The following is a 25,126-nucleotide window of genomic DNA, read 5'->3' on the forward strand; positions in this document are numbered from 1 at the left end:
GGACTCGATGACGACGCACGCCACCCCGCCGGTCCTCGGGATCCCCGGGGCCACCGCGGAGCTGTCGGAGCGCCTGCGCGACGGGCTCGCCCGGGTCGACGCCCTGCTCGAGCAGGTCGTCGACCACGACGACCCGTTCATCGCGGGTGCGTCGGCGCACCTCGTCGAGGCGGGCGGCAAGCGGTTCCGGCCGCTGCTGACTCTCCTCGCCGCGGAGCTCGGTGACGGGATCAACGACGACGTCGTCAGCGCCGCTGCCGGTGTCGAGCTGACCCACCTCGCCTCGCTGTACCACGACGACGTCATGGACGAGGCGACGGTGCGGCGCGGCGTGCCCTCGGTCAACACGGCATACGACAACTCGACGGCGATCCTCGTCGGCGACCTCCTCTTCGGCAAGGCGTCCGAGCTCGTCGCCGGTCTCGGCGCCGAGGCGGTGCTCATCCAGGCACAGACCTTCGTGCGTCTGTGCTCCGGCCAGATCCGCGACGACCGGGCCTGCCCCGACGACGTCGACCCCGTCGACTACTACCTCGGGGTGCTCGCCGACAAGACGGGCGTGCTCATCGCGACGGCCGGACGCTACGGCGTCATGTTCAGCGGCGGCTCTCCCGAGACGGTCGAGATCATGCGGTCCTACGGCGAGAAGGTCGGCATCGCCTTCCAGCTCGCCGACGACCTCATCGACATCGCGTCCGAGGCCGACGACAGCGGCAAGATCCCCGGCACCGACCTGCGCGAGGGCGTCGACACGCTCGCCGTGCTGCGCTTCCGGGCCCAGGCCGACCCCTCCGACGCGACGGACGCGCGGCTGCTCGAGCTCCTTGACGGCGACCTCACCGACGACGCCCCGCTGACCGAGGCCCTCGGCCTGCTCCGCGCGCACCCGGCCCTGGCGCAGGCCCGCGAGGAGACGTATGCCGTCGCCCGCGAGGCGCAGGGCCTGCTCGACCCGCTGCCCGACAGCGACGCCAAGACGGCCCTGCAGGCGCTCGCGATGAGCGTCGTCGACCGCGTCGGTTGACCCCCCGACCCCGCGTCGAGTGGCCCCGTCGTCACACGCCTGGTCTTCCTGCCACATCGAGTGAGCGCTCCGCCTCACCTGTCCCGCCCCGTCTGGTGGTGCGGCTGGGACGGACCGCTCACTCGAGTGCAATCGAGCGTCGAGTGAGCGCTCGGTCTCACCTGTCTCGCCCCGTCTGGTGGTGCGGCTGGGACGGACCGCTCACTCGAGTGGCCGCGTCGTCACACGACCGCCTGTGACGGCGGGGCCACTCGTGTGGAGTTGGGCGTCGAGTGAGCGCTCCGCCTCGGACTTCTCGGTCTGCACGGCAGGTGGGACGGGGGACCGCGGACGGTTGCCTCGGGGGTGACGCTCGGTAGGGTGCAGGGCATGCATCGTCGCCTGTCGCCGCCTGTCGCGGCGCGTCTCTCGGCGGCGACCGCCGACCTGCCGGGCCCGCTCGCCGTCGTCGACCTCGACGCCTTCGACGCCAATGCCGCCACCCTGGTCCAGCTCGCTGCCGGCATGCCGATCCGCATCGCGACCAAGTCGCTGCGCAGCCGTCCGCTCATCGAGCGGGCCCTCGGGCGGGGCGGCTTCGAGGGGCTCATGTGCTACGCCGTGCGCGAGGCCCTGTGGTGGGCCCGCGACGGCCACGACGACCTCCTTGTCGCCTACCCGAGCGTCGACGTGCCGGCCCTGACCGAGCTCGCTGCCGACTCCGCCCTGACGCGCGCCGTCATCGTCATGATCGACAGCGTCGAGCACGTCGACTTCATCGCCCGAGAGGTCCCGGGCCACGAGGGCCTGCGCGTCGCGATCGACGTCGATGCCTCACTGCGCGTCGGCCCGGCCCACATGGGGGTGCGCCGGTCACCGACGCGCACGCCGGCCGACGTGGAGGCCGTCATCCGTCGCGCCCAGGAGCGGGGCCTCGTCGTCGCGGGGCTGATGTTCTACGACGCCCAGATCGCCGGCCTGCCCGACTCGGGGCCGGCAATGCGGAAGATGAAGAAGATCTCCGACGGAGAGCTGCGCACGCGTCGCGCCGAGGTGGTGGCCGCAGCGCGGGCTCTCGCCGACCTCGAGGTCGTCAACGGCGGCGGCACCGGCAGCCTGCACGTCACGCACCTCGACACGTCCCTCACCGAGCTGGCCGCGGGATCGGGCCTGTTCGCCCCCACCCTCTTCGACCGCTACGACGCGCTGTCGCTGCGCCCGGCCGCCTACTTCGCCGCCCCGGTCGTGCGGCGGCCAGGCGAAGGGATGGTGACGGCATACGGCGGCGGCTACGTCGCGTCCGGGCCGCCCGGCTGGTCCCGGGTGCCCAGCCCGCTCGCCGAGCAGGACCTCTCGCTCATCCGGCGCGAAGGCGCCGGCGAGGTGCAGACGCCCCTCGAGGGGTCCGGCGCCGACCGGCTCTCACTGGGAGATCGGATATGGTTCCGGCACGCCAAGGCAGGGGAGCTGGCAGAGCGCTTCACGGAGTTCGCGCTCGTCAGCAGCGACGGAGGCGACCGGGTCGTCGGGCGGGCCGCGACCTATCGTGGGGAAGGGCAGTGTTTTGGCTGACAGCGCTAGTGGTGTGGCGGGTCGCGTCGTGCGCAGCGTCGACTGGTCCAACTGGGCCGGCACCGAGTCCGCGAAGCTCGCACGGGTGGCGACACCCCGCAGCGAGGCTGAGGTCGTCGAGGAGGTCACCCGAGCGGCCGCACGAGGCCTGCGGGTCAAGGCGATCGGCGCCGGGCACTCGTTCACCGGTGTCGCCGTCACCGACGGCGTGCAGCTGCGTCTCGGCGCCCTGACCGGCGTCACGTCGATCGACTCGACGCGGGGTGAGGCGACCGTCCGCGCGGGCACGCCGCTCCACGTCCTCAACGAGGAGCTGGCCGCCTTCGGCTGCGCGCTGCCCAACCTCGGCGACATCGACCGGCAGAGCCTTGCGGGTGCCATCGGCACCGGCACGCACGGCACCGGCCTGCGCCTGACGGGACTGTCCGCCGGCGTCCGCGGCCTGCGCATCGTGCTGGCCGACGGGTCCGTCGTCGAGTGCTCCCCGACGCACGAGCCCGAGCTCTTCCAGGCCGCCCGGCTGGGGCTCGGCGCCCTCGGCATCGTCACCGAGATCACCGTGGCGGTCGTTCCCGCCTTCCTGCTCCACGCCGTCGAGCGCCCCGAGACGCTGTCGGAGGTGCTCGCCCACGCGGACGTCTCGGCCGAGGCCAACGACCACTTCGAGTTCTACTGGTTCCCGCACACCGACCGGGTCCTGACCAAGCGCAACAACCGCGTCCCGGAGGGCACGACCAGACGCCCCCTGCCGGCGTGGCGCGAGAAGCTCGACGACGACCTGCTGAGCAACCGTTTCTTCGAGCTGACCAACCGCGTCGCGACCCGGGTGCCGCGCTCGACGCGGACCATCAACGCCGTCGCGTCGCGTGCCCTCAGCGAGCGGCAGTACACCGACAGCTCGCACAGGGTCTTCGTCACGGCGCGCGAGGTGCGCTTCATGGAGTCCGAGTGGGCCTTCCCCCGCGCGAGCCTCTCCGAGGTGCTGCTCGAGCTGCGCCAGTGGGTCGACTCGCACGACGAGCGGATCTCCTTCCCCGTCGAGTGCCGCGTGGCGGCCGCCGACGACGTGTGGCTCTCGACGGCGTACGAGCGGCAGAGCTGCTACGTCGCGATCCACAGGTACCACCGCCAGGAGCGGGGCGCCTACTTCGACGCCTTCGAGGCGATCGCGGTCAACCACGGCGGCCGACCGCACTGGGGCAAGATCCACACCCGTGGCGCCGACTACCTCCGCACCGTCTACCCGCGCTTCGACGACTTCCTCGCCGTGCGCGACCGCGTCGACCCGGAGCGGCGCTTCGCCAACCCCTACCTGGACGGCGTCCTCGGCTCCTGAGCCGTCTGCCCGATGACGTATGCCGGGTGCGCCCTCAGGCGTCCCGGCGTGCCGTCCGCTGTCGTTCCCGTGCGAGCCGCAGGGCGTCCCTGATCGCGTCGGCGTCACCCGAGAGATGGCACTCCGTCGAGCCTCCGCAGGTGGTCGTCGGCGTCGTCGAGGGTCATCGTCCGACACCAGACCCGAGAGGCGACGAACCGGCCTACCGTGGGGGGAGACGCGAGACCCAGGAGGCCGCCGTGGCACAGCCGAGGACCTATCCCGAGGGCGTCACCTCGTGGGTCGACACCGAGCAGGGCGACCTCGACGCGGCGCTGGACTTCTACGGAGGCCTCTTCGGCTGGACGTTCAGCGAGGCGACCCCGTCGGGTGTGCCGTTCCGCTACGTCATCGCCCAGTTGGACGGGCTGGACGTCTGCGGTCTCGGCGGCCCCGCCACGGTGCCGGTCGGCGTCCCCGCCGGCGGCCCGGCGCGATGGCACACCTACGTCGCCGTCGACGACGCGGACGCCATGGTCGAGCGCGTCGAGCAGCTCGGGGGAGCGGTGGTGCAGCTGCCCACCCCGGCGGGGGAGGGCGGACGGTCCGTCGTCGTCCGCGACCCGCAGGGGCTAGAGCTGCGGCTGTGGGAGGCGCGCCGGCGCCTCGGCGCGCAGGTGGCCAACGTGCCCGGGGCGTGGAACTTCAGCGACCTGCAGACCGACGAGCCCGAGGTCACTCGGCGCTTCTACGAGCAGGCGTTCGGCTGGGTGTTCGCCGACGTCGGCTTCGCCACGATGATCCAGGTGCCGGGCTACGGCGACCACCTGGCTGCGACGCTGGACCCGGACATCCGGGAGCGGCAGGCGGACGCCGGCGCACCGCCCGGGTTCGCCGACGCCATCGGCTGGGTCGTGCCGGTCGCTCCGGGCGACGAGCCCGGGTGGCACGTCACCTTCACGGTGGCCGACCGTGACGAGGCCGCCGACCGCGTCGTTCGCCTCGGTGGCTCCGTCGTGCGCACGGGTGACAGCGACTGGACGCGCACCGTCGTGGTCCGCGACCCGCAGGGCGCCGTCCTCACCGCGAGCCAGTTCCTCGGCTGACCAGCGGTCCTGACCGACCGCTGGTCAGGACCGCCGGGTCGACGGTGCGTCAGGACTCGGCCGCTGGCCGGGTCATCGACAGGACGTCGAGCGCCTCGTCGAGCTGCTGCTCGGTCAGCCTGCCGTCCGCGACGTGGCCCTGCTCGATGACGACTTCGCGGATGCTCCGGCGCTCCTTGACCGCCTGCTTGACCACTGCGGCTGCGGCTTCGTAGCCGATGTAGCGGTTGAGGGGCGTGACGATCGACGGCGAGCCCTCGGCCAGCGCGCGGGCGTGCTCGACCTCGGCGGTGATGCCGTCGATGCACCGGTCGGCGAGCAGCCGGCTCGTCGAGGCGAGGAGCCGGATCGACTCGAGGACGTTCTTGGCCATGACCGGCAGCATGACGTTGAGCTCGAAGTTGCCGGCGGCCCCCGCCGTCGTGATGACGACGTCGTTGCCGATGACCTGGGCGCAGGCCATGAGGGTCGCCTCGGGCACGACGGGGTTGACCTTGCCCGGCATGATGCTCGAGCCGGGCTGCAGGTCGGGCAGGTGGATCTCGCCGAGGCCGGTGCGCGGCCCGGAGCTCATCCAGCGCAGGTCGTTGCAGATCTTCGTCAGGCTCACGGCCACGACTTTGAGCGCGCCCGACAGCTCGACGACGGCGTCCTGCGCCGACTGCGCCTCGAAGTGGTTCGCCGCCTCGCGGAACGGGATGCCGGTGATGCCCGAGACGCGCTCGATCACCTTGCGCGCGAAGCCCGGCGCTGCGTTGAGGCCCGTGCCTGCGGCCGTGCCGCCGAGGGGCAGCTCGCTCGTCGCCTCGGCCGCGGTGCGCACCCGGCTGGCGCCGAGCTCGACCTGTCGCCGGTAGCCGCCGAACTCCTGACCGAGCGTCACGGGCACCGCGTCCATGAGGTGGGTGCGGCCGGCCTTGACGACGTCGGCGAGCTCGGACTCCTTGCGGGCCAGGGCGAGCGCGAGGTGCTCGAGCGCCGGCACGAGCTCGAGCACCGCGGCCGAGGTCGCCGCGATGCGCAGCGCGCTCGGGAAGGTGTCGTTGCTCGACTGGCCGGCGTTGACGTGGTCGTTGGGGTGCACCTCGAGGTCGCTCGCGAGGTGAGCGAGCCGGGCGACGACCTCGTTGACGTTCATGTTCGTCGACGTGCCGGAGCCGGTCTGGAAGACGTCGATGGGGAACTCGTCGTCGTGCTCGCCGTCCGCCACCTCGCCCGCCGCCGCGGCGATGGCGGCGGCGAGGTCCGCGTCGATGACGCCGAGCTCGGCGTTGACGTCGGCGGCCGCGGCCTTGAGCCGGGCGAGCGCGTGGATCACGCCTGGCGGCACCGGCTGCCCGCTGATGGGGAAGTTCTCGACGGCGCGCGCCGTCTGCGCGCCCCACAGCGCGTCAGCGGGCACCTGCACCTCGCCCATCGAGTCGTGCTCGGTCCGGAATCCCTGCGCCGCGTCGCTGCTCATGTCCTCATCATCCCCACTGGGCCTGCTGTTGCACCCAAACCCTTGTCGTATGCCGTGTGCTGGGAGGACGCTGGACGGTGCGGGCGCCGACGCACCATCTGTCGAGCACCGAAGGAGAGGTCATGGCTCACCGCCACGTCGTCACTGCCGTCCTCGCGTCCATCGCGACCGCCTTCGCCGGAGCCGCGGTCGCGGTCGCGGCCCCTCCGCCGGACACGCTCGTGTCGGTGGGCAGCCCGTCGACGCCGTTCTCGCAGAACAAGCAGAACGAGCCCGCCGTCGCGGTCGATGCCCACGACCCCGGCGTCGTCGTGGCCGGCGCCAACGACGAGATCGACGAGGAGTCGTGCGCCGCGGGCGACCCGACGACGTGTCCGTTCACGGACGGCGTCGGGGTGAGCGGGGTGTACTTCTCCTTCGACGGCGGCGGGTGGACGCAGCCGACCTACACCGGTCTGACGGCTCGCGACTGCACCGGACCTGCCGCGTGCACCGCGCACACCGGTCCGATCGGCACGCTGCCCGGCTACGCCGCGATGGGCCTCGTCTCCGACGGTGACCCGGCGCTCGCCTTCGGTCCGCGGCCGGGCTCCGACGGGTCCTTCTCCTGGGCCAACGGCTCGCGTCTCTACTACGCCAACCTCACCTCGAACGTCTCGGCCGACAAGGAGTCTGCGGCCTTCAAGGGCTTCGAGGCGATCGCGGTGTCGAGGACCGACAACCCTCGGGCCGCCGCTGCGGGTGACGCCACCGCGTGGCAGAGCCCGGTCCTGGTCTCGAAGCAGTCGTCGACGACCTTCTCCGACAAGGAGCAGGTCTGGGCCGACAACGCCGCGTCGAGCCGCTTCTTCGGCAACGTCTACATCTGCTGGGCGTCCTTCCGCAGCAACAGCCGCGGTCAGGCCCTGCCCACCCCGCTCAACGTCGCCCGGTCGAGCGACGGTGGGGCGACGTGGACCAGCAAGCAGGTGGGGCCTGCGACCGACAACGGGATCAGCTCGCAGCCGGACGGGTGCACCGTCCGCACCGACAGCCACGGCAACGTCTACGTCTTCGGCATCGGCACCCGCAACCGGCAGCAGTTCCAGATGATGTACCGCTCGACCGACGGCGGCGCCCACTGGAACGGCCCGGCGCTGGTCGCCACGGTCACTGCACCCGGCAAGAACGACCCCGTGCTCGGCCGCCCGACGATGGACGGCATCGCGGGCGCGCGGGTCGACCTGGCCGCCGGCCCCAGCGTCGACGTCGCCAATGGCGCCCCGACCGGCGCCGACGCCACCGACCAGATCGTCATGACGTGGGCCGACCGTGCCGGCGGCCTCGACCACGAGCAGCTGATGTGGACGACCTCCACCAACGGCGGCGCTGCCTGGACGACACCGGCCGTGCTCCCGCTCCCAGCCGGGGACCGCCCGGTCTACACCGCACCGGCACTGTCGCCCGACGGCACCGACCTCTACGTCGTCGACAACGCCTTCACGACGCCCTACCGGGACAACACGACCGACCCCCGGGGCCTCGTCGGCCAGATGTGGCACGCGGACGTCGTGGCAGGCGTGCCGACCGGCTGGGCGTCGCTCGACCGGAGTGCGGTCGGTGACCCGCGCGGCACGAGCCAGAACGGCCTGACGGCCGAGTTCCTCGGCGACTACGTCTACGCCGCCGCGACCCGCGACCACGTCGTGGGCGTCTGGAACGACGCGTCGGCCGCGTCGGACTGCCCGGCGATCGACGCCTACCGGGCGTCGCTCTACACGAGCACGCCGTCGGGGCCGCCGAACGTGCTCGTCGACTGCCCGGCAGCCTTCGGCAACAGCGACATCCGGGGTGGCAGGTGGGCCGACCCGACGCCGTGACCGATCGTCCGGCCCGGCACTGACGCGCTCAGCGCCCGGCCGGCACCTCGCCGGCAGGGAGGCCGTCGCCGCCGGTGTGGCTCGTGCCCGGGCACCCTTCGGAGCCCGCGCACGACCACCCGGCCGGCACCGATCGCGTATGCCGTGTGGCCGCCTCCCTGACGCCCGCGCCCTCCCGCTCGGCCGCGGTCTCGCCGGCGCGCTCGGGGTTGCGGATGAGCAGCCACGAGACGGCGCCGCCGGCGACGAGCAGCACAGCGCAGATGAGCATCGCGGTCCGGTAGGCCGACGAGAAGGCCTCGGGCACGGCGTAGTCCGAGCCACTGAGTCCCACGACGGCGGGCAGGGCCGCGACGGCCAAGAGGCTGCCGGCTCGTGCGACGGCGTTGTTGACGCCGCTCGCGACGCCGGCGTAGCGGTCGGGCGCGGCGGCGAGGACCGTGGCGGTCAGCGGCGCGACGAGCAGCGTCAGGCCGAGGCCGAAGACCGAGATGCCGGGCAGGATCCCGGTCCAGTAGGTCGAGCCCGCGCCGACGCCCGACAGCAGGAGGGTGCCCATGCCGCACACGACGGGACCGACGGTCATCGGCAGCCGCGGCCCGATGCGTGACGCGAGCTCACCACCGCGGGCGGCGAAGAGCAGCATCAGCACCGTCACGGGCAGGGACGCCATCCCGGCGACGAGCGGGCCGTAGCCGAGCACCGTCTGCACCTGGAGGGTGAGGAAGAAGAAGACCGCGCCCAGGGCGGCATACACGAGCAGCGTCATGGCGTTCGCGGCGCTGAACTGCCGGGAGGCGAACAGCGAGGGCTGCACCATGGGGTGCGAGGTGCGCCGCTCGACGACGACGAAGGCCGCGCCGACGGCGAGCCCGACCGCGCCCACGGCGACGGCGCGCCCCACCCCGAGCGCCTCGTGCTGGATCAGCGCGAAGGTCGTGATGCCGAGGGCGAGCGTGGCCAGCGCGGCCCCGGCCACGTCGAACCGGTGGTCGGCCTGCTCGTCCCGGGTCTCGGGGACGTGAAGCTGCGCGATCCACACCGTCGCGACACCGAGCGGCACGTTGACGAGGAAGGCCCACCGCCAGCTGGCGTACTGCACGAGCCACCCACCGGCGAAAGGCCCGATGGCAGAAGCGATCCCGCCGAGGCCGGACCACGTGCCGATGGCCTTGCCGCGGTCGTCCGGGCGGAACGAGGCCTGGATCATCGACAGGCTACCGGGGGTCAGCAGCGCCCCGCCGACGCCCTGGAGCACCCGCGCGACGATGAGCTGGCCGGGGGACTGCGCGAGACCGCACGCAGCCGAGGCGATGGTGAACCACACGACGCCGATGACGAAGACCCGCCGCCGGCCGAAGCGGTCACCGAGCGAGCCGCCGAGCAGGATGAGCGAGGCGAGCGCGAGCAGGTAGCCGTTGGTGATCCACTGCAGGTCCGCGAGGCTCGCGCCCAGCTCCTTGCCGATGCGCACGAGCGCGACGTTGACGACGGTCCCGTCGAGCAGCGCCATGCCCGAGCCGAGCACGGCGGCCGCGATGACGAACCGACCGGTGCGGGAGCCCAGCGCGATGTCGCTCACCCCGGCAGTCTGTCACCGCCGGCGGCGCCAGGGTCCTCAGCGCGGGCAGTCGTCCACGGGTAGGGCCTCGCGTCGGGCCGCCCGCGCCCCGCGCAGGCTCACGAGCGAGTCGACGGTGAGCACGACGAGCGCGACCCAGACGATGCCGAAGCCGATCCAGCGCTCGCGCGGCATGTGCTCGTCGAGCAGGAGCACCGCGCACAGCAGCTGCATGACCGGGGTGATGAACTGGATGAGCCCGATCGACACGAGCGGGATGCGACGGGCCGCCGCGGCGAAGCACAGCAGCGGGACGGCGGTCACGAGCCCGGACAGGACGAGCAGCGAGGTGTGCACGCCGCCGTGCCGCCCGAACTCGAGCCCGCCCTGGGCTCCGACGACGAGGAGCAGCACGACCGCGACCGGCGCGAGCACGACGGTCTCGACGGTGAGGCCGTGGATCGCGTCGAGGCTGACCCCGACCTTCTTCTTCGTCAGCCCGTAGAGCGCGAAGGACACCGCGAGCGTCAGGGCCACCCACGGCACGCGTCCGCCGGAGACGCCGAGGTAGACGCCGGCGACGACACCGATCCCGACGGCCACCCACTGCAGCACGCGGAGGCGCTCGCCGAGCACGACGACGCCGAGCGCCACCGTGACGAGCGGGTTGAGGAAGTAGCCGAGCGCCGCCTCGGACGTGTTGCCCGAGGTCACGGCGGCGACGTAGACGACCCAGTTGACCGCGATGAGCACGGCCGCGACGGCGGTGCCGGCGAGCAGCCGGGGCCGGCGCAGCAGCGGCCGGATCCAGCCGAGGTCGCGCACGACGAGCAGCACGACGACGCAGAAGAGCAGCGTCCACAGGATGCGGTGGGCGAGGATCTCCCACGGCCCGGCGGGCTTGAGCGCGTCGAAGTAGAGCGGGAAGAGTCCCCAGAGGCCGTATGCCGCGAAGCCGAGCAGGGTGCCGCGCCCGACCTCGCCGTGTGGTGCGGTCGAACCCGTGGACGGGCCCGCCTCGACGGTGTCGCGGGCGGTCACGCCCCCACGGTCCAGGTGTCCCGGCCGGCGAGCAGGGCGTCGATGTCGGCGTCGGTGACCTCGCCGGTGCGGGCCGAGGCGACCTGCTCGCGGAGGGAGTCGTCGTAGGTCGGGCGCTGCACGTTGCGGAAGATGCCCATCGGCACGTGGCCGAGGTCGGGACTGTCGAGGCGCGAGAGCGCGAAGGCCGCCGACGGGTCGGCCGCGGTCACGTCGTGGCGCACGATCCGGGCCGGGTCGGCCTCGGTCCGCGACACGACGGCGAGCGACCCGCGGTCGTCGCGGACGACGACGTTGTCACCGGCAGCGACCTCCTCGCCGTCGGTGAGGTGCAGGATGCGGGCGGCGGCCTCGGTGCGGTCCTTGAGCACGTCGAAGACTCCGTCGTTGAAGATCGGGCAGTTCTGGTAGATCTCGACGAGGGCCGACCCACGGTGCTCGGCGGCGGCGCGCAGCACCGACGTCAGGTGCTGGCGGTCGGAGTCCATGGTGCGCGCGACGAAGCTCGCCTCGGCGCCGAGCGCAAGGGACACCGGGTTGAACGGGGTGTCGAGCGAGCCGAGCGGGGTCGACTTCGTCACCTGGCCGACGTGCGAGGTGGGGGAGTACTGCCCCTTGGTCAGGCCGTAGATCTCGTTGTTGAAGAGCAGGATCTTGAGGTTGACGTTGCGGCGCAGGGCGTGGATGAGGTGGTTGCCGCCGATCGACAGGGCGTCGCCGTCACCGGTGACGACCCAGACCGACAGGTCCTCGCGCGTCGCGGCCAGCCCCGTCGCGATGGCCGGCGCACGCCCGTGGATCGAGTGCATGCCGTAGGTGTCGAGGTAGTAGGGGAAGCGCGAGCTGCACCCGATGCCCGAGACGAAGACGATGTTCTCGCGCTTGAGGCCCAGCTCGGGCAGGAAGCCCTGCACGGCGGCGAGGATGGCGTAGTCGCCGCACCCGGGGCACCAGCGCACCTCCTGGTCGGAGGTGAAGTCCTTCTTCGTCAGGCTCGTTCCGTCGGCGAGGCGCGGGACCGCAGCGGTGCCGGTGGCACCCGGCCCGGCGGACGGCATACCGAGTTCGACGGTGCGGTCGACGGGCAGGTCGGTGGTCACTTGGCGGCCTCCTTCAGGGGCGCGTCCGACAGGGACGACACGGCGGCGGCGATGACGTCGGCGAGCTCGCCCGCCTGGAACGGCAGGCCGCGCACCGACGTGTGCGACTCGATGTCGACGAGGTACTTGGCACGCAGCAGCAGCGCGAGCTGGCCGAGGTTCATCTCCGGCACGATGACGCGCTGGTAGGAGCGCAGCACCTCGCCGGTGTTGGCGGGGAACGGGTTGAGGTGGCGCAGGTGCGCCTGGGCGACGCGGGCGCCGGTGGCCCGCGCCAGGCGTACGGCCGCGGCGATGGGACCGAACGTCGAGCCCCACCCGAGCACGAGCACCTCGGCGTCGTCGGTCGGGTCGTCGACGACGAGCGAGCCGATGGTGTCGGCGATCCCGTCGATCTTGGCCTGGCGCAGACGCGTCATGTGGTCGTGGTTGTCGGGGTCGTAGGAGATGTTGCCGGTGACATCGGCCTTCTCGATGCCGCCGACGCGGTGCTCGAGACCGGGGGTGCCGGGGATCGCCCACGGGCGCGCGAGGGTCTCGGGGTCGCGCAGGTAGGGGTGGAAGGTGGGCTGGCCCTTGTCGTCGGTCGCGTTGGGCTCGGTCGCGAACTCGACTGCGATGTCAGGCAGCTCGGCCGTGCGCGGCAGGCGCCACGGCTCGGAGCCGTTGGCGAGGTAGCCGTCGGACAGGACGATGACCGGCGTGCGGTAGGTCGTGGCGATGCGCACGGCCTCGACGGCGATGTCGAAGCAGTCGGCCGGCGTGGCAGGCGCCACGACGGCCACGGGGGACTCGCCGTTGCGGCCGAAGAGCGCCTGGAGGAGGTCGGCCTGCTCGGTCTTGGTCGGCAGGCCGGTCGAGGGGCCACCGCGCTGGATGTCGCAGACGACGAGCGGCAGCTCGAGCGACACGGCCAGGCCGATGGTCTCGGCCTTGAGCGCGAGGCCCGGGCCGGAGGTGGTCGTGACGCCGAGGGCTCCGCCGAAGCTCGCGCCGAGCGCCGCGCCGACGCCGGCGATCTCGTCCTCGGCCTGCATCGTCGCGACGCCGTAGCGCTTGAGGCCGGCGAGCGTGTGCAGGATGTCGGAGGCCGGGGTGATGGGGTAGCTGCCGAGGAAGAGCGGCAGGTGCGCGCGGTGCGCGGCAGCGACGAGGCCGAGCGACAGCGCGACGTTGCCCGTGACGTTGCGGTAGGTGCCGGCCGGCATCGTGGCCGGGGCGACCTCGTAGGCGACGGCGAAGTCCTCGGTGGTCTCGCCGTAGTTGAAGCCGGCGCGCAGGGCGGCGAGGTTGGCCTCGAGGATCTCGGGCTTGTCGGCGAACTTCGCCTTGAGGAACGCCTCGGTGCCCTCCATCGGCCGCGTGTAGAGCCACGAGAGCAGGCCGAGCGCGAACATGTTCTTCGCGCGCTCCTTCTCCTTGCGGGTCAGGTCGGTGAAGGACGCGAGCGCCTCGACGGCGATCGAGGTCAGCGCGACCGGGTGCACGTCGTAGCTCTCGAGCGACCCGTCGTCGAGGGGGCTCTCGGCGTAGCCGACCTTGGAGAGGTTGCGCTTGGTGAACTCGTCGGTGTTGACGATGATCGCGGCGCCGCGGGGGAGGTCGCGCAGGTTGGCCTTGAGCGCCGCCGGGTTCATCGCGACGAGCACGTCGGGCGCGTCCCCGGGCGTCAGCACGTTGTGGTCGGCGAAGTGCAGCTGGAAGCTCGAGACGCCGGGCAGCGTGCCCTGGGGCGCCCGGATCTCGGCAGGGAAGTTGGGCAGCGTCGACAGGTCGTTGCCGAGCAGCGCTGTCTGCGACGTGAAACGGTCGCCGGTCAGCTGCATGCCGTCGCCGGAGTCCCCGGCGAATCGGATGACCACGCGATCGAGCTTCTGGACCAGTTTGGCGCTCATGCTCTGCGACGTCCTCGAACTTCCATGCGATTCACTGCCCGGAGCCCTGTGCGGCGGACAACTTCCATGCTATGACGCTCACGCTCGCAGTTCGTGCACCTGCCAGAACGTGGACCGACGCGGCGCGGGCGGGGAGGGGCGGCGCGGGCGGCCCGGGCGGTCAGGAGCGCGTCGGGCTGGCGCGCGCCGTCACGACGACGCCCCGGCGCTGCAGGACGTGGCGCCCGAGGGCACCCAGCGTCCCGGCGAGGGCGCCGCCCACGACGACGTGCGCGACGAGCAGGGCCGGACCGGAGGTCTCGTCGACGGCGCCCGCCGCGACGAGGCACCACACGAGCAGCGGCGTCAGGCCGGTCGTCACGACGTAGACGGCGGCCCACAGCAGGACGAAGAAGGGGTTGCCGCGCTGGAGGTCCCACGCCGAGCGGAACGCGTAGATCCCGAGCGCGAGCCCCGGCACGACGAGCGCGAGGTAGACGAGCTGGAACGGCGTGGTGGCCGGCTCGATCCAGCCGAAGCGCTCTGCCAGCCCGAGCGGGGCCCACATGAGCCACATCGACGCGACGAACCACGAGCCGAAGGCGCCGAACACCTGCACGAGGCTGCGTCGGCCGGCGATGACGGCCCGGTTGCGTCGCGCCTCGCGGGGGTCGTTGGTCTCGCGCCACAGAGGCGCCTTGCCGCGCGAGCGGGCCCCGTCGACGCTGATCGGCGCCCACGTCTTGGGCCACACCGCGATGACCATCCACGTCAGCGCAGCGATGAACAGGTAGGACAGCACCGTGGCCCACGGGTTGCGGCTGTTGAGCGAGAGTCGGTCGCCCTCGCCGAGGAGCGCGGCCACGGCCCCGGCCGTCGCGTAGCCGGTCAGGCCGGCGGACACGAAGGCGACGGCCGTCGTGACGGGGTCGACGGCGTCGGACGCGTCGAGGCGCCCCGGCTCGGGGGCGTCCCGGCCGACGCCGGGCACGGTGCCGGAGCCGAGGCCGAGGCGGCGAAGCATCGTCTGCGTCAGCAGGGTGAACGGGCCGAGCCACGCGGCTCTTGCGACCACGACCAGCGGCCGCAGCCACGGGGCGGAGGTGCGCAGTCGCTTCACCGCATCGGCGGCGAGGGCCGCGTCGTCCACCGTCTGCTCGAGGGGCACGACGACGTGGCACCGGGTGGGCGTCGCGAGGCAGAGGGTGCGGTCGGTGCCGACCCGACCGAGCCAGACCGTCGCCGGCGGGGCCCCTGCGGCGGCGAGGGCCGCGGTGAGCTCGCGCTCGCGCTGCGCGGAGGGACCGCGGATGCCGGGGACGGCGCGCAGCACCCGCTCGTCCAGGAAGCGCAGCCAGGTCAGGGCGACGACGACCACGCACCCGACGCCGAACCACCAGAAGTAGGCACCGCCCCGGTGCAGCCAGCCCATGAGCAACAGCCACGGCCATGCAGTGGCCACCGTGACGAGCCCGACGCCGAGCACCCAGGCCGGCAGCGCCCGTAGCCACGCCCGCACGACGGGACCGCTCGGCGGCCGCGTCGAGCCGACCTCGGCGTCCCAGGCCAGCTGGTCCGACACGCTGACGTCGTCCGGTACGTCGCCGACGTCGGCGCGCGCGGCCCCCGTCCCGTCGCGCGTCGCGTCCGGTGCATGCGTCTGGTCCTGTCCACCCCTGTCGACCATGCGCTGCAGGGTAGCCCGCGGTCTCCCGGGATGGGGCTGACCACTCCGCGCCACTCGCGTACGGGCATGGATAGGCTGGCCGTCATGTCCGGGTACGTGGCCGTCGCAGCGGTGCTGGGGGCGGGCGTCCTGCTCGTCACGGCGGCCATGGTCGTGCGGCGGCTGCTGGCCCCGCGGGCCCCGCACGCGGCCAAGCTCGCGACCTACGAGTCCGGCGTCGACCCCGTCGGCGAGGGCTGGGCGCAGACGAAGGTGCGCTACTTCGTCTTCTCCTTCCTCTACGTCGTCTTCGCCGTCGACGCGGTCTACCTCTTCCCGTGGGCCACCGCCATCCGCGACGCCGACCTCGGCCGGGCGAGCCTCGTCGAGATGGGCGTCTTCATCGGCGTCATCGTGCTGGGCCTCGCCCACGCCGGTCGCCGCGGCCTCCTGAGGTGGGTGTGATGAGCGAGCAGCCCCTCCAGCAGCCGCGTCCGGTCAGCCTGCCGATGCCGACGGTCGGCCCCGCCTCGATGGGCGTCCTCGGCGGTCACGCGCCCAAGCCGATCAAGGTCGTGCTCAACTGGGGCCGGCGCTACTCGCTGTGGGTCTTCAACTTCGGGCTCGCCTGCTGCGCCATCGAGTTCATCGCCGCGTCGATGGGCCGCCACGACTTCATCCGACTCGGGGTCATCCCCTTCGCGCCGGGCCCGCGCCAGGCCGACCTCATGGTCGTCTCGGGCACCGTCACCGACAAGATGGCGCCCGCGATCCGCCGCCTCTACGACCAGATGCCCGAGCCGAAGTACGTCATCTCCTTCGGCGCCTGCTCCAACTCCGGCGGGCCTTACTGGGACTCGTACTCCGTGACGAAGGGCGTCGACCAGATCGTGCCCGTCGACGTCTACGTGCCCGGCTGCCCGCCGCGCCCCGAGGCGCTGCTGCACGGCATCATCCGTCTCCAGGAGCAGATCGCGAGCGAGCGCCTCTCGGCGCAGAAGCTCAAGGGGAGGTATGCCGGCACGCGCGTCGGGAGCGCCGGTGACGTCCGTCGCCCCCTCCTTCGCCGTGGCACGACCCCGACCGAGGACGGCACGTGAGGGTCACCGACGTGCGCGACGTGCCCTTCGGGGAGTGGGCCAGCACGGTGCTCTCGCTCCGCGAGGAGGGCTACGCGTACTTCGACTGGCTGACGGCCGTCGACGAGACCGATCGCGACGGCGACGACGCCGGCTTCGACGTCGTCTGCCACCTGCTCGACACGCGTGAGCCGGGCTCGCTCCGGTCGGTCCTGCTGCGCACCCGGGCGCCCGAGGGGCTGCCCGTCCCGTCGCTGACGGGGATCTTCCGCGGCGCCGCGTGGCACGAGCGCGAGACCCACGAGATGTTCGGCATCGAGTTCGACGGCTTCGACGACGGCTCCGGCCTCGGGCTTCGACCGCTGCTGCTGCCCGAGGGCTTCGAGGGCACGCCCCTGCGCAAGTCGTTCGTCCTGGCCGCCCGCGCGTCCAAGGCGTGGCCGGGCGCCAAGGAGCCGGGGGAGGGCCACGACTCGGCCCGCGCGCCCGGCCGGCGGCGCGTCCAGGCGCCCGGCGTGCCGGGCCCCGAGTGGGGTCCGCGATGAGCGGCCTGCCGCCCTGGCTCGAGGTCGTGGTCCGCGCGGTCGCCGTCCTCGCTGCCTTCCTCGTGCTGCCTCTGCTCGTCGGCCAGACCGAGCACAAGGTCATGGCGCACATGCAGGGCCGCCTCGGGCCGATGTATGCCGGTGGCTTCCACGGGTGGGCGCAGCTCGTCGCCGACGGGGTGAAGTTCGTCCAGAAGGAGGACATCACCCCGGCGAAGGCCGACCGGTGGGCGTTCCGGCTCGCGCCGTTCGTCGCGCTGATCCCCTACCTCATGGCGCTCGCCGTCATCCCGCTCTCGCCGACGGTGGTCGGGGCCGACGTCGACGCGAGCGTCGTCCTCGTCCTCGCCGTCATCGGGGTCGGGGTCATCGGCACGCTCATGGCCGGCTGGGCCTCGGCCAACAAGTACTCCCTGCTCGGCGCGATGCGCGCAGCCGCCCAGCTCGTGTCCTACGAGCTGCCGATGGTGCTGGCCGTGGCGTCGGTGGCGCTCGCTGCCGGCAGCCTCTCGCTCGTCTCCATCGCCGAGGCCTGGAAGCCGTGGTGGCTGCTGTGGCAGCTGCCCGGCGCCATCGTCTTCCTCGTCGCGGCGCTCGCGGAGCTGCAGCGGCCGCCCTTCGACATGCCGCTCGCCGACTCCGAGATCGTCTTCGGCGCGTTCACCGAGTACACCGGGCTGCGCTTCGCGTTCTTCCTGCTCGCCGAGTACGCCGGCATCGTCGTCATGTCGCTGCTGTTCGCCGTGCTCTACCTCGGCGGCTGGTCCGGCCCGTTCGAGCAGTGGCTCGGCTGGCTGTGGACCCTGCTCAAGGGCTTCCTCGTCGCGGTCGTCGTCATCTGGCTGCGCGTGTCGTGGCCCCGCATGCGCGAGGACCAGCTCCAGCGCCTCGCCTGGGTCTGGCTCGTCCCGATCGCCCTGCTCCAGCTCGCCCTGACCGCCGTCGGCGTGGTGATGACCTCATGACCCTCAACGGAAGGCAGGTGGGCGGACGTGGGTGACGGCATCCTTCCCGGGCTCGTCAAGGGACTCGCGACGACTGCGAAGTCGCTGACCCGGCACACGCACACGGCCGAGTACCCCGACGTCTCGCCGGCGCTGCCGCCCCGGTCGCGCGGCGTCATCGCGCTCACCGAGGAGAACTGCACCTCGTGCATGCTCTGCGCGCGCGAGTGCCCCGACTGGTGCATCTACATCGACTCGCACAAGGAGGAGCTGCCCCCGACGACGCCGGGTGGGCGCGCGCGCCAGCGCAACGTCCTCGACCGCTTCGCCATCGACTTCTCGCTGTGCATGTACTGCGGCATCTGCATCGAGGTGTGCCCGTTCGACGCGCTGCACTGGAGCCCCGAGTTCGAGTACGCCGAGCTCGACATCCGCGACCTGCTCCACGAGAAGGACCGCCTCGGCGCGTGGATGGCCACAGTCCCCGCCCCGCCGGCGCTCGACCCCGGCAGCGCCGACCCCGCCGAGGTCACGGCGGCGGCCAAGCCTCCCCGGGCGGCGGGCGCCGCTGGTGGTACGCGTGGGGCGGGCGCCGCAGTGCGCCCGACCCGGGTGCGCAAGGAGGCCACCCCGGCTCCGGCCGGCACGACCACCCCACCCACCACTGACGCCACGCGGTCCACCACTGACTCGACGCCGTCCACCGCGACCGCGCCCAGCACCGAGACGGCACCCACCGCGACGCCGCGTCCGGCGACGCCCGCCGCCGAGCAGACGCGGGTCATGCCCGCCGTCGAGCGCACGGCAGCCTTCCCCGTCGTCGAGCAGCCCCCCGTCACCCCGCCCGCCGACGGGGCCGAGGCCGAGCAGGCCGCCGATCAGGCTGCGGCGCACGGGGACTCGACCCAGGTGCTGCCCACCGTGTCGACGGATTCGGCCGCACCCACCGAGCGCACCGACGAGGAGGGTCGCGAGTGACCACCCGCGACATCGTCTTCGTCGCGGTGGGAGCCGTGACGGCGCTCTCGGCGCTGCTGTCGGTGACGACGAAGCACGTCGTCCACGCGGCGCTGTGGCTGCTCGTCTCGCTGGGGTCGCTCGCCGGTGCCTACCTCGTGCTCGGACAGGAGCTCGTCGGCCTCGTCCAGCTGCTCGTCTACGTCGGCGCCATCGTCGTGCTCGTCCTCTTCGCCCTGATGCTGACGCGCGCGCCCATCGGTCCGCACGCCGAGATCGACACGCCTCGCTGGCAGCGGGTCGCCGGGGCCGTCCTCGGCGGCGCGACGACGGCGCTGCTCGCCTCGCTCCTGCTGCCGCTCTTCGCCGGCGCCACCGCCGACCTCGACCGCCCGTCGACGACGACGCCACAGATCGCCCAGGCGATCTTCGGCACGTGGGTCTGGCCCTTCGAGCTGCTCTCGGTGCTGCTCCTCGTCGCGCTCGTCGGGGCCTTCGCCGTGTCGCGCATCGTCCTGCAGCGCGACGGCGCCGACCGCCACGACGCCGACCACCCCGATCACCCCGATCACCACGACAGCCATGACGACGGCGACCGCACCGCCGCGACCACCGCCGTCACGTCCGAGCCCGGGACGGGGAGAGTCGGATGATCCACCTCTCGCTCCCGGCCGCCCTCGCGGCCCTGCTCGCCGGCCTCGGCGTCTACGGCGTGCTGGCCCGGCGCAACGCTGTGCTTGTGCTCATCGGGGTCGAGCTCATCCTCAACGCGGCCAACCTGCTGCTCGTCACCGCCGGCTCGCGCCCCGGTGCGCCGCTCTCGGCCGGTCCGGTCATCACGCTCTTCGTCATCACCATCGCGGCCGCCGAGATCACCGTGGCCCTCGCCATCATCCTCGTGATGTTCCGCCGCACCGGGCACATCGACCTCACGGCTGTTCCCGACCTCTCCGACGAGCCCGAGCCGGCGGGGGAGGGTGCCCCGTGAGCTGGATCGTGCGGATGATCGTCGTGCTCCCGGCACTGGCGGCCCTCATCGGGCTGCTCGCCCGGCGCCGACGGGCCGTTGCGGCCGGCGTCGCCGTCTCGGTCTCGGCCTACGTCGCGGTGCTCGGGCTCATCCAGTGGGTCGCGCCGTCGCGCTCGGCCGACATCGACACCATCGGCGGCCTGCCGCTCGGCGACCTGTCGGTGCCGCTGCACTTGCTCTCCGACCGGGTCTCGGGGCTCGTGTCGTTCGTCGTCGCGCTCGTCGTGCTCGGCATCCAGGTCTTCACGGTCTGGTACCTCCGTGACGACGCACGCTACGGCCAGTTCGCCGCCACGGTCTCGCTCTTCGCCACCGGCATGCTGCTGCTCGTCCAGTCGGGCGACCTCGTGCTCATGCTCGTCGGCTGGGAGATCATGGGCTGGTGCTCCTGGCTGCTCATCGGCCACGACAGCGAGCGCGCCGCGGCGAGGCGGGCGGCCTACAAGGCGTTCCTCGTCACCCGCGTCGCCGACATCGGCATGGTCGTGGGCATCGTCGCGCTCTCGGTCCGGGCCCGCTCCACCGACCTCATGGCAGTGCTGACGGCGACGGGCGACGGCACGCTGCTCACGGTCGGTCTCGTCGGCGTCGTCATCGGCGTCGCGGGCAAGTCGGGCCTCGTCCCGTTCCACGACTGGCTGCCCGACGCGATGGAGGGCCCGACGCCGGCCTCCGCCCTGATCCACGCGGCGACCATGGTCGCCGCCGGCACCTACGTCATCGCGCGCCTCTTCACGCTGTACGCCGAGAACGACACGGCCCGGACGCTGCTCGCGGTCCTCGCGGCCGTGACCATGGTCTACGCCGCGCTGCTCGCCCTCGCCCAGACCGACCTCAAGCGGATGCTCGCCTACTCCACGCTCAGCCAGATCGCGATCATGCTCTCGGCGCTCGCGGCAGCGCCCGCCGAGCTCGGCCCCGGTGCCGGCATCTCGCACCTGCTCGGCCACGCCTTCTTCAAGGCGCTGCTCTTCCTCGGCGCCGGCTGGCTCTCGGTGCTCGCCGGCGGGACGGCGATCGTGGCCCTGCGCGGTCGGCTCCGCCCGACGGGCGCGCTGCGCTGGTCGATGGGCATCGGGCTCGCCGCGCTGGCCGGGGTGCCGCCGCTCGTCGGCTTCTTCACCAAGGACACCGTCATCGACGCCGCCCTCGAGGGCGCGACCGGCGGCGGTGGCCTGCGTGCCTGGCTCGTCGTCGTCGCGCTCTTCGTCACCGTCGTGCTCACTGCCGCGTACTGCACCCGCGCGTGGCTGCTCCTCGACACCCCCGTGGCCGCCACCGGTGAGCTGCCCGACACCGCCCCTGCCGTCGTCGCCGAGGAGGACGTCGCCGTCGTGACCACCGCCGACAGCGCCGACGACGCCGAGGTCGAGCGCGTCCACGCCCACGGGCACGCCACGATCACCCTGTCCGCCGCGCTCGTCGTCTCGGTCCTCGCGGCGCTCACCGTCGTCGGCACCCTCTTCCTCGCGAGCCTGCGCGGGGGCGTCCACGTCGGCCTCCTCAGTGCGCTGCTCTCGCTCCTGCTCCTCGCGGGCGGGGCGTATGCCGTGTGGTTCCTCAGCGACCGCGGCCGCGTCGACGTCGCCGAGCGCATCCCCGGCCGCGTGCGCGAGCCCGCCGTGCGCGGCTTCGGCGTCGACACGGCATACGTCGCCGTCGGTCGGGCCGTCACCACGGTCGCGCGGCTCGTCGTCGCCCTCGACCGCGACGTCGTCGACGCCTACCCTCGCGGGACCGCCGTCGTGGCTCGCGCCGCAGGTAGGGCGGGGGAGCGGGGCCACCGCGGCGTGCCGTCGCTGTCGCTGCTCAGCCTGCTCGTGGGCGTCGTGCTCGTCGCGGTCCTGGGGGTGACGGCATGGCGCTGACCCTGATGCTCCTGCTGCCGCTGCTCGGGGCGATCGCCTGCATCGCCATCCCCGGCGAGTCCAGGGTCGAGCGCGTCATCGCCCTCGGATCGACCGTCGTGACAGCGGTGCTCGCCGTAGTCGTGGTCTGGGGTCGCCACGGGGTGGACGTGCCGTGGATCCGCTCGCTCGGCGTGCGGTGGCACTTCGGCGTCGACGGCATCTCGGCCGCGCTGATCCTGCTGACGGCCCTGCTCACCGTCGCGGTCGTCGCGCACGCCCTGACCGGTCCGATCCCCAGGGGCGGCACCGGCTCGACGTTCCTCGGCTGCATCCTGCTCGTCGAGACGGGGGCGCTCGCGACCTTCATGGCCCGCGACGCGATCCTCTTCTTCATCGCCTTCGAGGTCGTCCTCGTGCCGATGTGGGTGCTGGTGCGCCGCTTCGGCGACGACCACGTGCCCGACGAGACGCGCGCCGACGCGGCTGGGCGCTTCGTGCTCTTCACGGTGCTCGGCTCGACGCTGATGCTCGTCGGCATCCTCTTCCTCGTCCACCACCAGGGCACGAGCGACCTCACCGTCCTCGCCGAGCGCCACGGCGCCGGCCTGTCCCGGTCGTTGCAGGTCGCGATCGCCGCCCTGCTGCTGCTCGGTCTAGGCATCAAGGTGCCGCTGTGGCCGCTGCACACCTGGCTGCCCTCGGCGCACACCATCGCGCCCACGGCCGGCTCCGTCCTGCTCGCGGCGGTGCTGCTCAAGATGGGCACCTACGGCATCGTCCGTCTCGCCGTCGCCACCGTGCCCAAGGGCGTGGCCGAGCTGAGCCCGGTCCTGGCCCTGCTCGGCGTCGTCGGGATCCTCTGGGGAGGTCTGGCGTGCCTCGTCGAGCGGGACCTCAAGCGCCTCATCGCCTACAGCTCCGTCGCGCACATGGGCTTCGTCGCGCTCGCGATCGCGTCCGGCAGCGAGACGGGCCTCCAGGCGGCGCTCTTCGGCAACATCGCCCACGGTGTCGTCGCGGCCCTGCTCTTCTTCGTCGTCGGTGACCTCAAGGAGCAGTGGGGCTCGTCCGACCTTCACGTCGCGCGGGCCGCCCTGCGCGACAAGGCTCCCCGTTTCGGGTTGGCTCTCGTCGTCGGGCTCGCCGCCGCCCTCGGGCTCCCGGGCCTCGTCAGCTTCTGGGGCGAGTTCCTCGCGCTGTATGCCGCGTGGTCGCCCGCGCCCGACCGCCCGGTCGCGCTCCTGCGCGTCTGCGTCGTGCTCGGTGCAGTCGGCCTCGCGCTCGCGGCCGCCTACTCCCTCCGCGTCGCCCGGATCGTCTGGGCCGGCGAGGGCAGCGAGGCCGCTCAGGGGCCGGCGGCCGAGCCGGTGGCCGACGCCCACGGCGCACGCTGGGCCGTCGTCGTGACGCTCGTCGCCGTCATCATCGCGCTCGGCGTGCTCCCGCACCTGCTGCTCGGCCTCTCGCACGCCTCGACCTCCGGCCTGCTCGCCGGTCTGGGGGTGACGCCGTGAAGGGCCTGACCATCGACTACGCCACGCTCCTGCCGGCCCTCGTGCCCGTGGCGGGCCTCGTGCTCGTGCTCGTCGCCGACCTCGTCAACCCGCGTCTGCGACAGCTGCCCTACGCGATCGCCGGCGTCGCTGCGCTCGGGGCCGCGGTCGCGACCGTGCCCGGTCTCGCGCTCGGCGGCGGGTCGACGCGCGAGACCTTCTGCCTGGCCGGGGGCACGAGCACCCGAGGTGCGCTCCCGTCGGTCGAGGGCCTGCCCCAGCGGTGCCTCTGGCAGGCCGACGCGCTCGGCAGCACCCTCCAGCTCGCGGCCGCCGTGGCGGCCGTCGTCTGCATCGCGCTGGCGTGGCCGCGCACCCGCCGACGGCGGCCCGACGACAGCACCCGCGAGCCGGTCGAGGCGGTGCTGCTGCTCGCCGCGCTGGCCGGCACGGTCGTCGTCGCCGCGAGCCGCGATGTCGGCACGTGGCTCGTCGCGCTCGAGCTTGCGACGCTGCCCGTCATCGCCCTCGTCGCGCTCTCCGGCCGTCGCTCCGCCGTCGCGGGCGCGACGCAGCTGCTCGTCACCTCGCTCGTGTCCTTCGCGCTGCTCGTGCTCGGGGTCGCCCTGTGGTTCGCCGGGACGGGCAGCCCGTTCCTGACCCCGGACGCGGCGCTCTCTTCGGGCGGCGCCTTCGCGGCGGCGCCAGGCACGGCCTCGGTGGCGATCTCGCAGGCCTCGACCCCCGTCGTCTTCCCGTCCGTCTCGGGCGGCGTCGTCGCGCTCGCTACGGTCCTCATCGTGGCCGGTGTCGGCTTCAAGCTGTCGCTCGTGCCGTTCCACGCGTGGACGCCCACGGCATACGCCGGTTCGTCGGTGCCCGTGGCGACGTTCCTCGCGACGGTCTCCAAGGTCGCCGCGCTCGCGGCGCTGCTCGTCGTGCTGCGCGCGGTCGCCGTGCTCGGCACCCCCGCCGTGCTGTCGATCGCGCTGCTGGCCTCGCTCAGCATGACGCTCGGCAACGTCATGGCCCTGCGCCAGGACGACGTCGTGCGGCTGCTCGCGTGGTCGACGGTCGCGCAGGCCGGTTGGGTCGTGCTGCCCCTCGTCAGCATCTCCGCGCTCGGCGTCGGGGCCTCGGCCACCTACCTGCTCACCTACGTCGTCGCGACGCTCGTCGCGTTCTCGGTCGTCGCCGTCACGCTCCGCGACCGGCCCGGGCGCGGCCGCTCGATCACGGACTACGACGGGCTCTGGCAGCGCAGCCCGTGGCGGGCCGGCGCCCTCGTGCTGGCCCTGACGTCACTGGCCGGGCTGCCGCCCGGTGTCATCGGCCTCGTCGGCAAGATCACCGCGCTGCGGCCGGTCGTCGCCGAGGGCTGGGTCTGGCTCGCGGTCGTCGCCGCGGTCAACGCCGTTCTCGGTGTCGCGGTCTACCTCCGCTGGCTACGGGCCGTCATCACCGAGCGCGTGCCCGAGGCCGGTCCGACTGCGGGCGGCGAGGACCACGCGGTCGCAGCGACGACAGGGCGCCGGCCGGTCGTGGTCGCCGGCCTCGTGCTCGCCTCGGCCGTCCTCGTCGTGGTCAGCGTCCAGCCGGACCTGCTGCTGCGCCTCCTCGGCTGACACCGGCTGACACCGGCTGACACCGGCTGACACCGGCTGACACC

The 25,126-nt window shown here is 73.0% G+C and carries 21 protein-coding genes; 15 read left to right on the forward strand and 6 right to left on the reverse strand.

The window, feature by feature from the left end; translation table 11 throughout:
- Positions 1-7 precede the first annotated feature (7 nt).
- The 4 genes from IEY30_RS11625 to IEY30_RS11640 all read left to right on the forward strand — a co-directional run bounded on the left by IEY30_RS11625 (position 8) and on the right by IEY30_RS11640 (position 4,996).
- The gene (locus tag IEY30_RS11625) at positions 8-1,024 is read left to right on the forward strand and encodes a polyprenyl synthetase family protein (protein ID WP_030195981.1); all 1,017 of its coding nucleotides are present in this window, start codon (positions 8-10) and stop codon (positions 1,022-1,024) included.
- 369 nt (positions 1,025-1,393) lie between these two features.
- A complete protein-coding gene (locus IEY30_RS11630) occupies positions 1,394-2,575 on the forward strand; it encodes an alanine racemase (protein ID WP_030195982.1) in 1,182 nt (393 codons plus the stop codon).
- A 28-nt stretch (positions 2,576-2,603) separates the two neighbouring features.
- On the forward strand, positions 2,604-3,911 hold the full coding sequence (locus IEY30_RS11635; protein ID WP_030195983.1) for a D-arabinono-1,4-lactone oxidase: 1,308 nt from the start codon (positions 2,604-2,606) through the stop codon (positions 3,909-3,911).
- 239 nt (positions 3,912-4,150) lie between these two features.
- Positions 4,151-4,996 carry a VOC family protein gene (locus IEY30_RS11640; RefSeq protein ID WP_030195986.1) on the forward strand — a complete coding sequence of 282 codons (846 nt, stop codon included), beginning with the start codon at positions 4,151-4,153 and terminating at the stop codon, positions 4,994-4,996.
- A 49-nt stretch (positions 4,997-5,045) separates the two neighbouring features.
- Here IEY30_RS11640 and IEY30_RS11645 read toward each other — a convergent pair whose 3' ends face one another.
- Positions 5,046-6,458, reverse strand: a complete 1,413-nt coding sequence (locus IEY30_RS11645) for a class II fumarate hydratase (protein WP_030195990.1) — start codon at positions 6,456-6,458, stop codon at positions 5,046-5,048.
- A 122-nt stretch (positions 6,459-6,580) separates the two neighbouring features.
- Between IEY30_RS11645 and IEY30_RS11650 the strand changes: the two genes are divergently transcribed.
- Positions 6,581-8,317: a sialidase family protein gene (locus IEY30_RS11650; protein WP_030195993.1), complete on the forward strand. Its 1,737-nt coding sequence runs from the start codon at positions 6,581-6,583 to the stop codon at positions 8,315-8,317.
- Between the two features lie 28 nt (positions 8,318-8,345).
- On the opposite strand, the gene IEY30_RS11655 is transcribed toward IEY30_RS11650, so the two are convergent.
- From IEY30_RS11655 to IEY30_RS11675, 5 genes are all read right to left on the reverse strand, one after another.
- Positions 8,346-9,899, reverse strand: a complete 1,554-nt coding sequence (locus IEY30_RS11655) for an MFS transporter (RefSeq protein ID WP_030195998.1) — start codon at positions 9,897-9,899, stop codon at positions 8,346-8,348.
- A 36-nt stretch (positions 9,900-9,935) separates the two neighbouring features.
- Positions 9,936-10,919 carry an EamA family transporter RarD gene (gene rarD, locus IEY30_RS11660; RefSeq protein WP_081920401.1) on the reverse strand — a complete coding sequence of 328 codons (984 nt, stop codon included), beginning with the start codon at positions 10,917-10,919 and terminating at the stop codon, positions 9,936-9,938.
- Positions 10,916-11,977, reverse strand: coding sequence for a 2-oxoacid:ferredoxin oxidoreductase subunit beta (locus IEY30_RS11665; RefSeq protein ID WP_030196004.1), 1,062 nt, complete (start codon positions 11,975-11,977; stop codon positions 10,916-10,918). The genes rarD and IEY30_RS11665 overlap by 4 nt, the downstream gene beginning before the upstream one ends.
- Before the next feature lie 38 nt (positions 11,978-12,015).
- Entirely contained in the window at positions 12,016-13,914 is a 1,899-nt protein-coding gene (locus tag IEY30_RS11670) for a 2-oxoacid:acceptor oxidoreductase subunit alpha (protein ID WP_030196006.1), read from the reverse strand.
- A 160-nt stretch (positions 13,915-14,074) separates the two neighbouring features.
- Positions 14,075-15,580, reverse strand: a complete 1,506-nt coding sequence (locus IEY30_RS11675) for a hypothetical protein (RefSeq protein ID WP_030196009.1) — start codon at positions 15,578-15,580, stop codon at positions 14,075-14,077.
- An 84-nt stretch (positions 15,581-15,664) separates the two neighbouring features.
- On the opposite strand from IEY30_RS11675, the gene IEY30_RS11680 reads away from it, so the two are divergent.
- The 10 genes from IEY30_RS11680 to IEY30_RS11725 are packed head-to-tail and all read left to right on the forward strand — an operon-like array spanning position 15,665 to position 25,082.
- Positions 15,665-16,024, forward strand: coding sequence for an NADH-quinone oxidoreductase subunit A (locus tag IEY30_RS11680; protein WP_030196015.1), 360 nt, complete (start codon positions 15,665-15,667; stop codon positions 16,022-16,024).
- Entirely contained in the window at positions 16,024-16,659 is a 636-nt protein-coding gene (locus tag IEY30_RS11685; protein ID WP_043416464.1) for an NADH-quinone oxidoreductase subunit B, read from the forward strand. The genes IEY30_RS11680 and IEY30_RS11685 overlap by 1 nt, the downstream gene beginning before the upstream one ends.
- Positions 16,656-17,183, forward strand: a complete 528-nt coding sequence (locus tag IEY30_RS11690) for an NADH-quinone oxidoreductase subunit C (RefSeq protein ID WP_030196029.1) — start codon at positions 16,656-16,658, stop codon at positions 17,181-17,183. Before IEY30_RS11685 ends, IEY30_RS11690 begins: the two co-directional genes overlap by 4 nt.
- Positions 17,180-18,148: an NADH-quinone oxidoreductase subunit NuoH gene (nuoH, locus tag IEY30_RS11695; protein WP_188960131.1), complete on the forward strand. Its 969-nt coding sequence runs from the start codon at positions 17,180-17,182 to the stop codon at positions 18,146-18,148. The genes IEY30_RS11690 and nuoH overlap by 4 nt, the downstream gene beginning before the upstream one ends.
- A gap of 27 nt (positions 18,149-18,175) precedes the next feature.
- A complete protein-coding gene (locus tag IEY30_RS11700; RefSeq protein WP_052358410.1) occupies positions 18,176-19,105 on the forward strand; it encodes a NuoI/complex I 23 kDa subunit family protein in 930 nt (309 codons plus the stop codon).
- Positions 19,102-19,737, forward strand: a complete 636-nt coding sequence (locus IEY30_RS11705) for an NADH-quinone oxidoreductase subunit J family protein (RefSeq protein WP_081920402.1) — start codon at positions 19,102-19,104, stop codon at positions 19,735-19,737. Before IEY30_RS11700 ends, IEY30_RS11705 begins: the two co-directional genes overlap by 4 nt.
- The gene (gene nuoK, locus IEY30_RS11710; RefSeq protein ID WP_052358411.1) at positions 19,734-20,072 is read left to right on the forward strand and encodes an NADH-quinone oxidoreductase subunit NuoK; all 339 of its coding nucleotides are present in this window, start codon (positions 19,734-19,736) and stop codon (positions 20,070-20,072) included. Before IEY30_RS11705 ends, nuoK begins: the two co-directional genes overlap by 4 nt.
- Positions 20,069-21,982, forward strand: a complete 1,914-nt coding sequence (locus IEY30_RS11715) for an NADH-quinone oxidoreductase subunit 5 family protein (protein WP_030196046.1) — start codon at positions 20,069-20,071, stop codon at positions 21,980-21,982. Before nuoK ends, IEY30_RS11715 begins: the two co-directional genes overlap by 4 nt.
- Positions 21,973-23,478 carry a complex I subunit 4 family protein gene (locus IEY30_RS11720; RefSeq protein ID WP_030196049.1) on the forward strand — a complete coding sequence of 502 codons (1,506 nt, stop codon included), beginning with the start codon at positions 21,973-21,975 and terminating at the stop codon, positions 23,476-23,478. Before IEY30_RS11715 ends, IEY30_RS11720 begins: the two co-directional genes overlap by 10 nt.
- A complete protein-coding gene (locus IEY30_RS11725; protein WP_030196053.1) occupies positions 23,475-25,082 on the forward strand; it encodes an NADH-quinone oxidoreductase subunit N in 1,608 nt (535 codons plus the stop codon). The genes IEY30_RS11720 and IEY30_RS11725 overlap by 4 nt, the downstream gene beginning before the upstream one ends.
- The last annotated feature ends 44 nt before the right edge of the window (positions 25,083-25,126 follow it).

The sequence above is a fragment of the Terrabacter tumescens genome (genome assembly GCF_014646815.1).
Classification (GTDB): Bacteria; Actinomycetota; Actinomycetes; order Actinomycetales; family Dermatophilaceae; genus Terrabacter; species Terrabacter tumescens.

Coding starts and splice junctions, on each gene's coding strand:
- IEY30_RS11625 (WP_030195981.1), top strand. CDS start 8: ATGACGACGCACGCCACCCCGCCGGTCCTCGGGATCCCCGGGGCCACC.
- IEY30_RS11630 (WP_030195982.1), top strand. CDS start 1,394: ATGCATCGTCGCCTGTCGCCGCCTGTCGCGGCGCGTCTCTCGGCGGCG.
- IEY30_RS11645 (WP_030195990.1), bottom strand. CDS start 6,458: ATGAGCAGCGACGCGGCGCAGGGATTCCGGACCGAGCACGACTCGATG.
- IEY30_RS11650 (WP_030195993.1), top strand. CDS start 6,581: ATGGCTCACCGCCACGTCGTCACTGCCGTCCTCGCGTCCATCGCGACC.
- IEY30_RS11665 (WP_030196004.1), bottom strand. CDS start 11,977: ATGCCGTCCGCCGGGCCGGGTGCCACCGGCACCGCTGCGGTCCCGCGC.
- IEY30_RS11670 (WP_030196006.1), bottom strand. CDS start 13,914: ATGAGCGCCAAACTGGTCCAGAAGCTCGATCGCGTGGTCATCCGATTC.
- IEY30_RS11675 (WP_030196009.1), bottom strand. CDS start 15,580: ATGGTCGACAGGGGTGGACAGGACCAGACGCATGCACCGGACGCGACG.
- IEY30_RS11680 (WP_030196015.1), top strand. CDS start 15,665: ATGTCCGGGTACGTGGCCGTCGCAGCGGTGCTGGGGGCGGGCGTCCTG.
- IEY30_RS11685 (WP_043416464.1), top strand. CDS start 16,024: ATGAGCGAGCAGCCCCTCCAGCAGCCGCGTCCGGTCAGCCTGCCGATG.
- nuoH (WP_188960131.1), top strand. CDS start 17,180: ATGAGCGGCCTGCCGCCCTGGCTCGAGGTCGTGGTCCGCGCGGTCGCC.
- nuoK (WP_052358411.1), top strand. CDS start 19,734: ATGATCCACCTCTCGCTCCCGGCCGCCCTCGCGGCCCTGCTCGCCGGC.
- IEY30_RS11720 (WP_030196049.1), top strand. CDS start 21,973: ATGGCGCTGACCCTGATGCTCCTGCTGCCGCTGCTCGGGGCGATCGCC.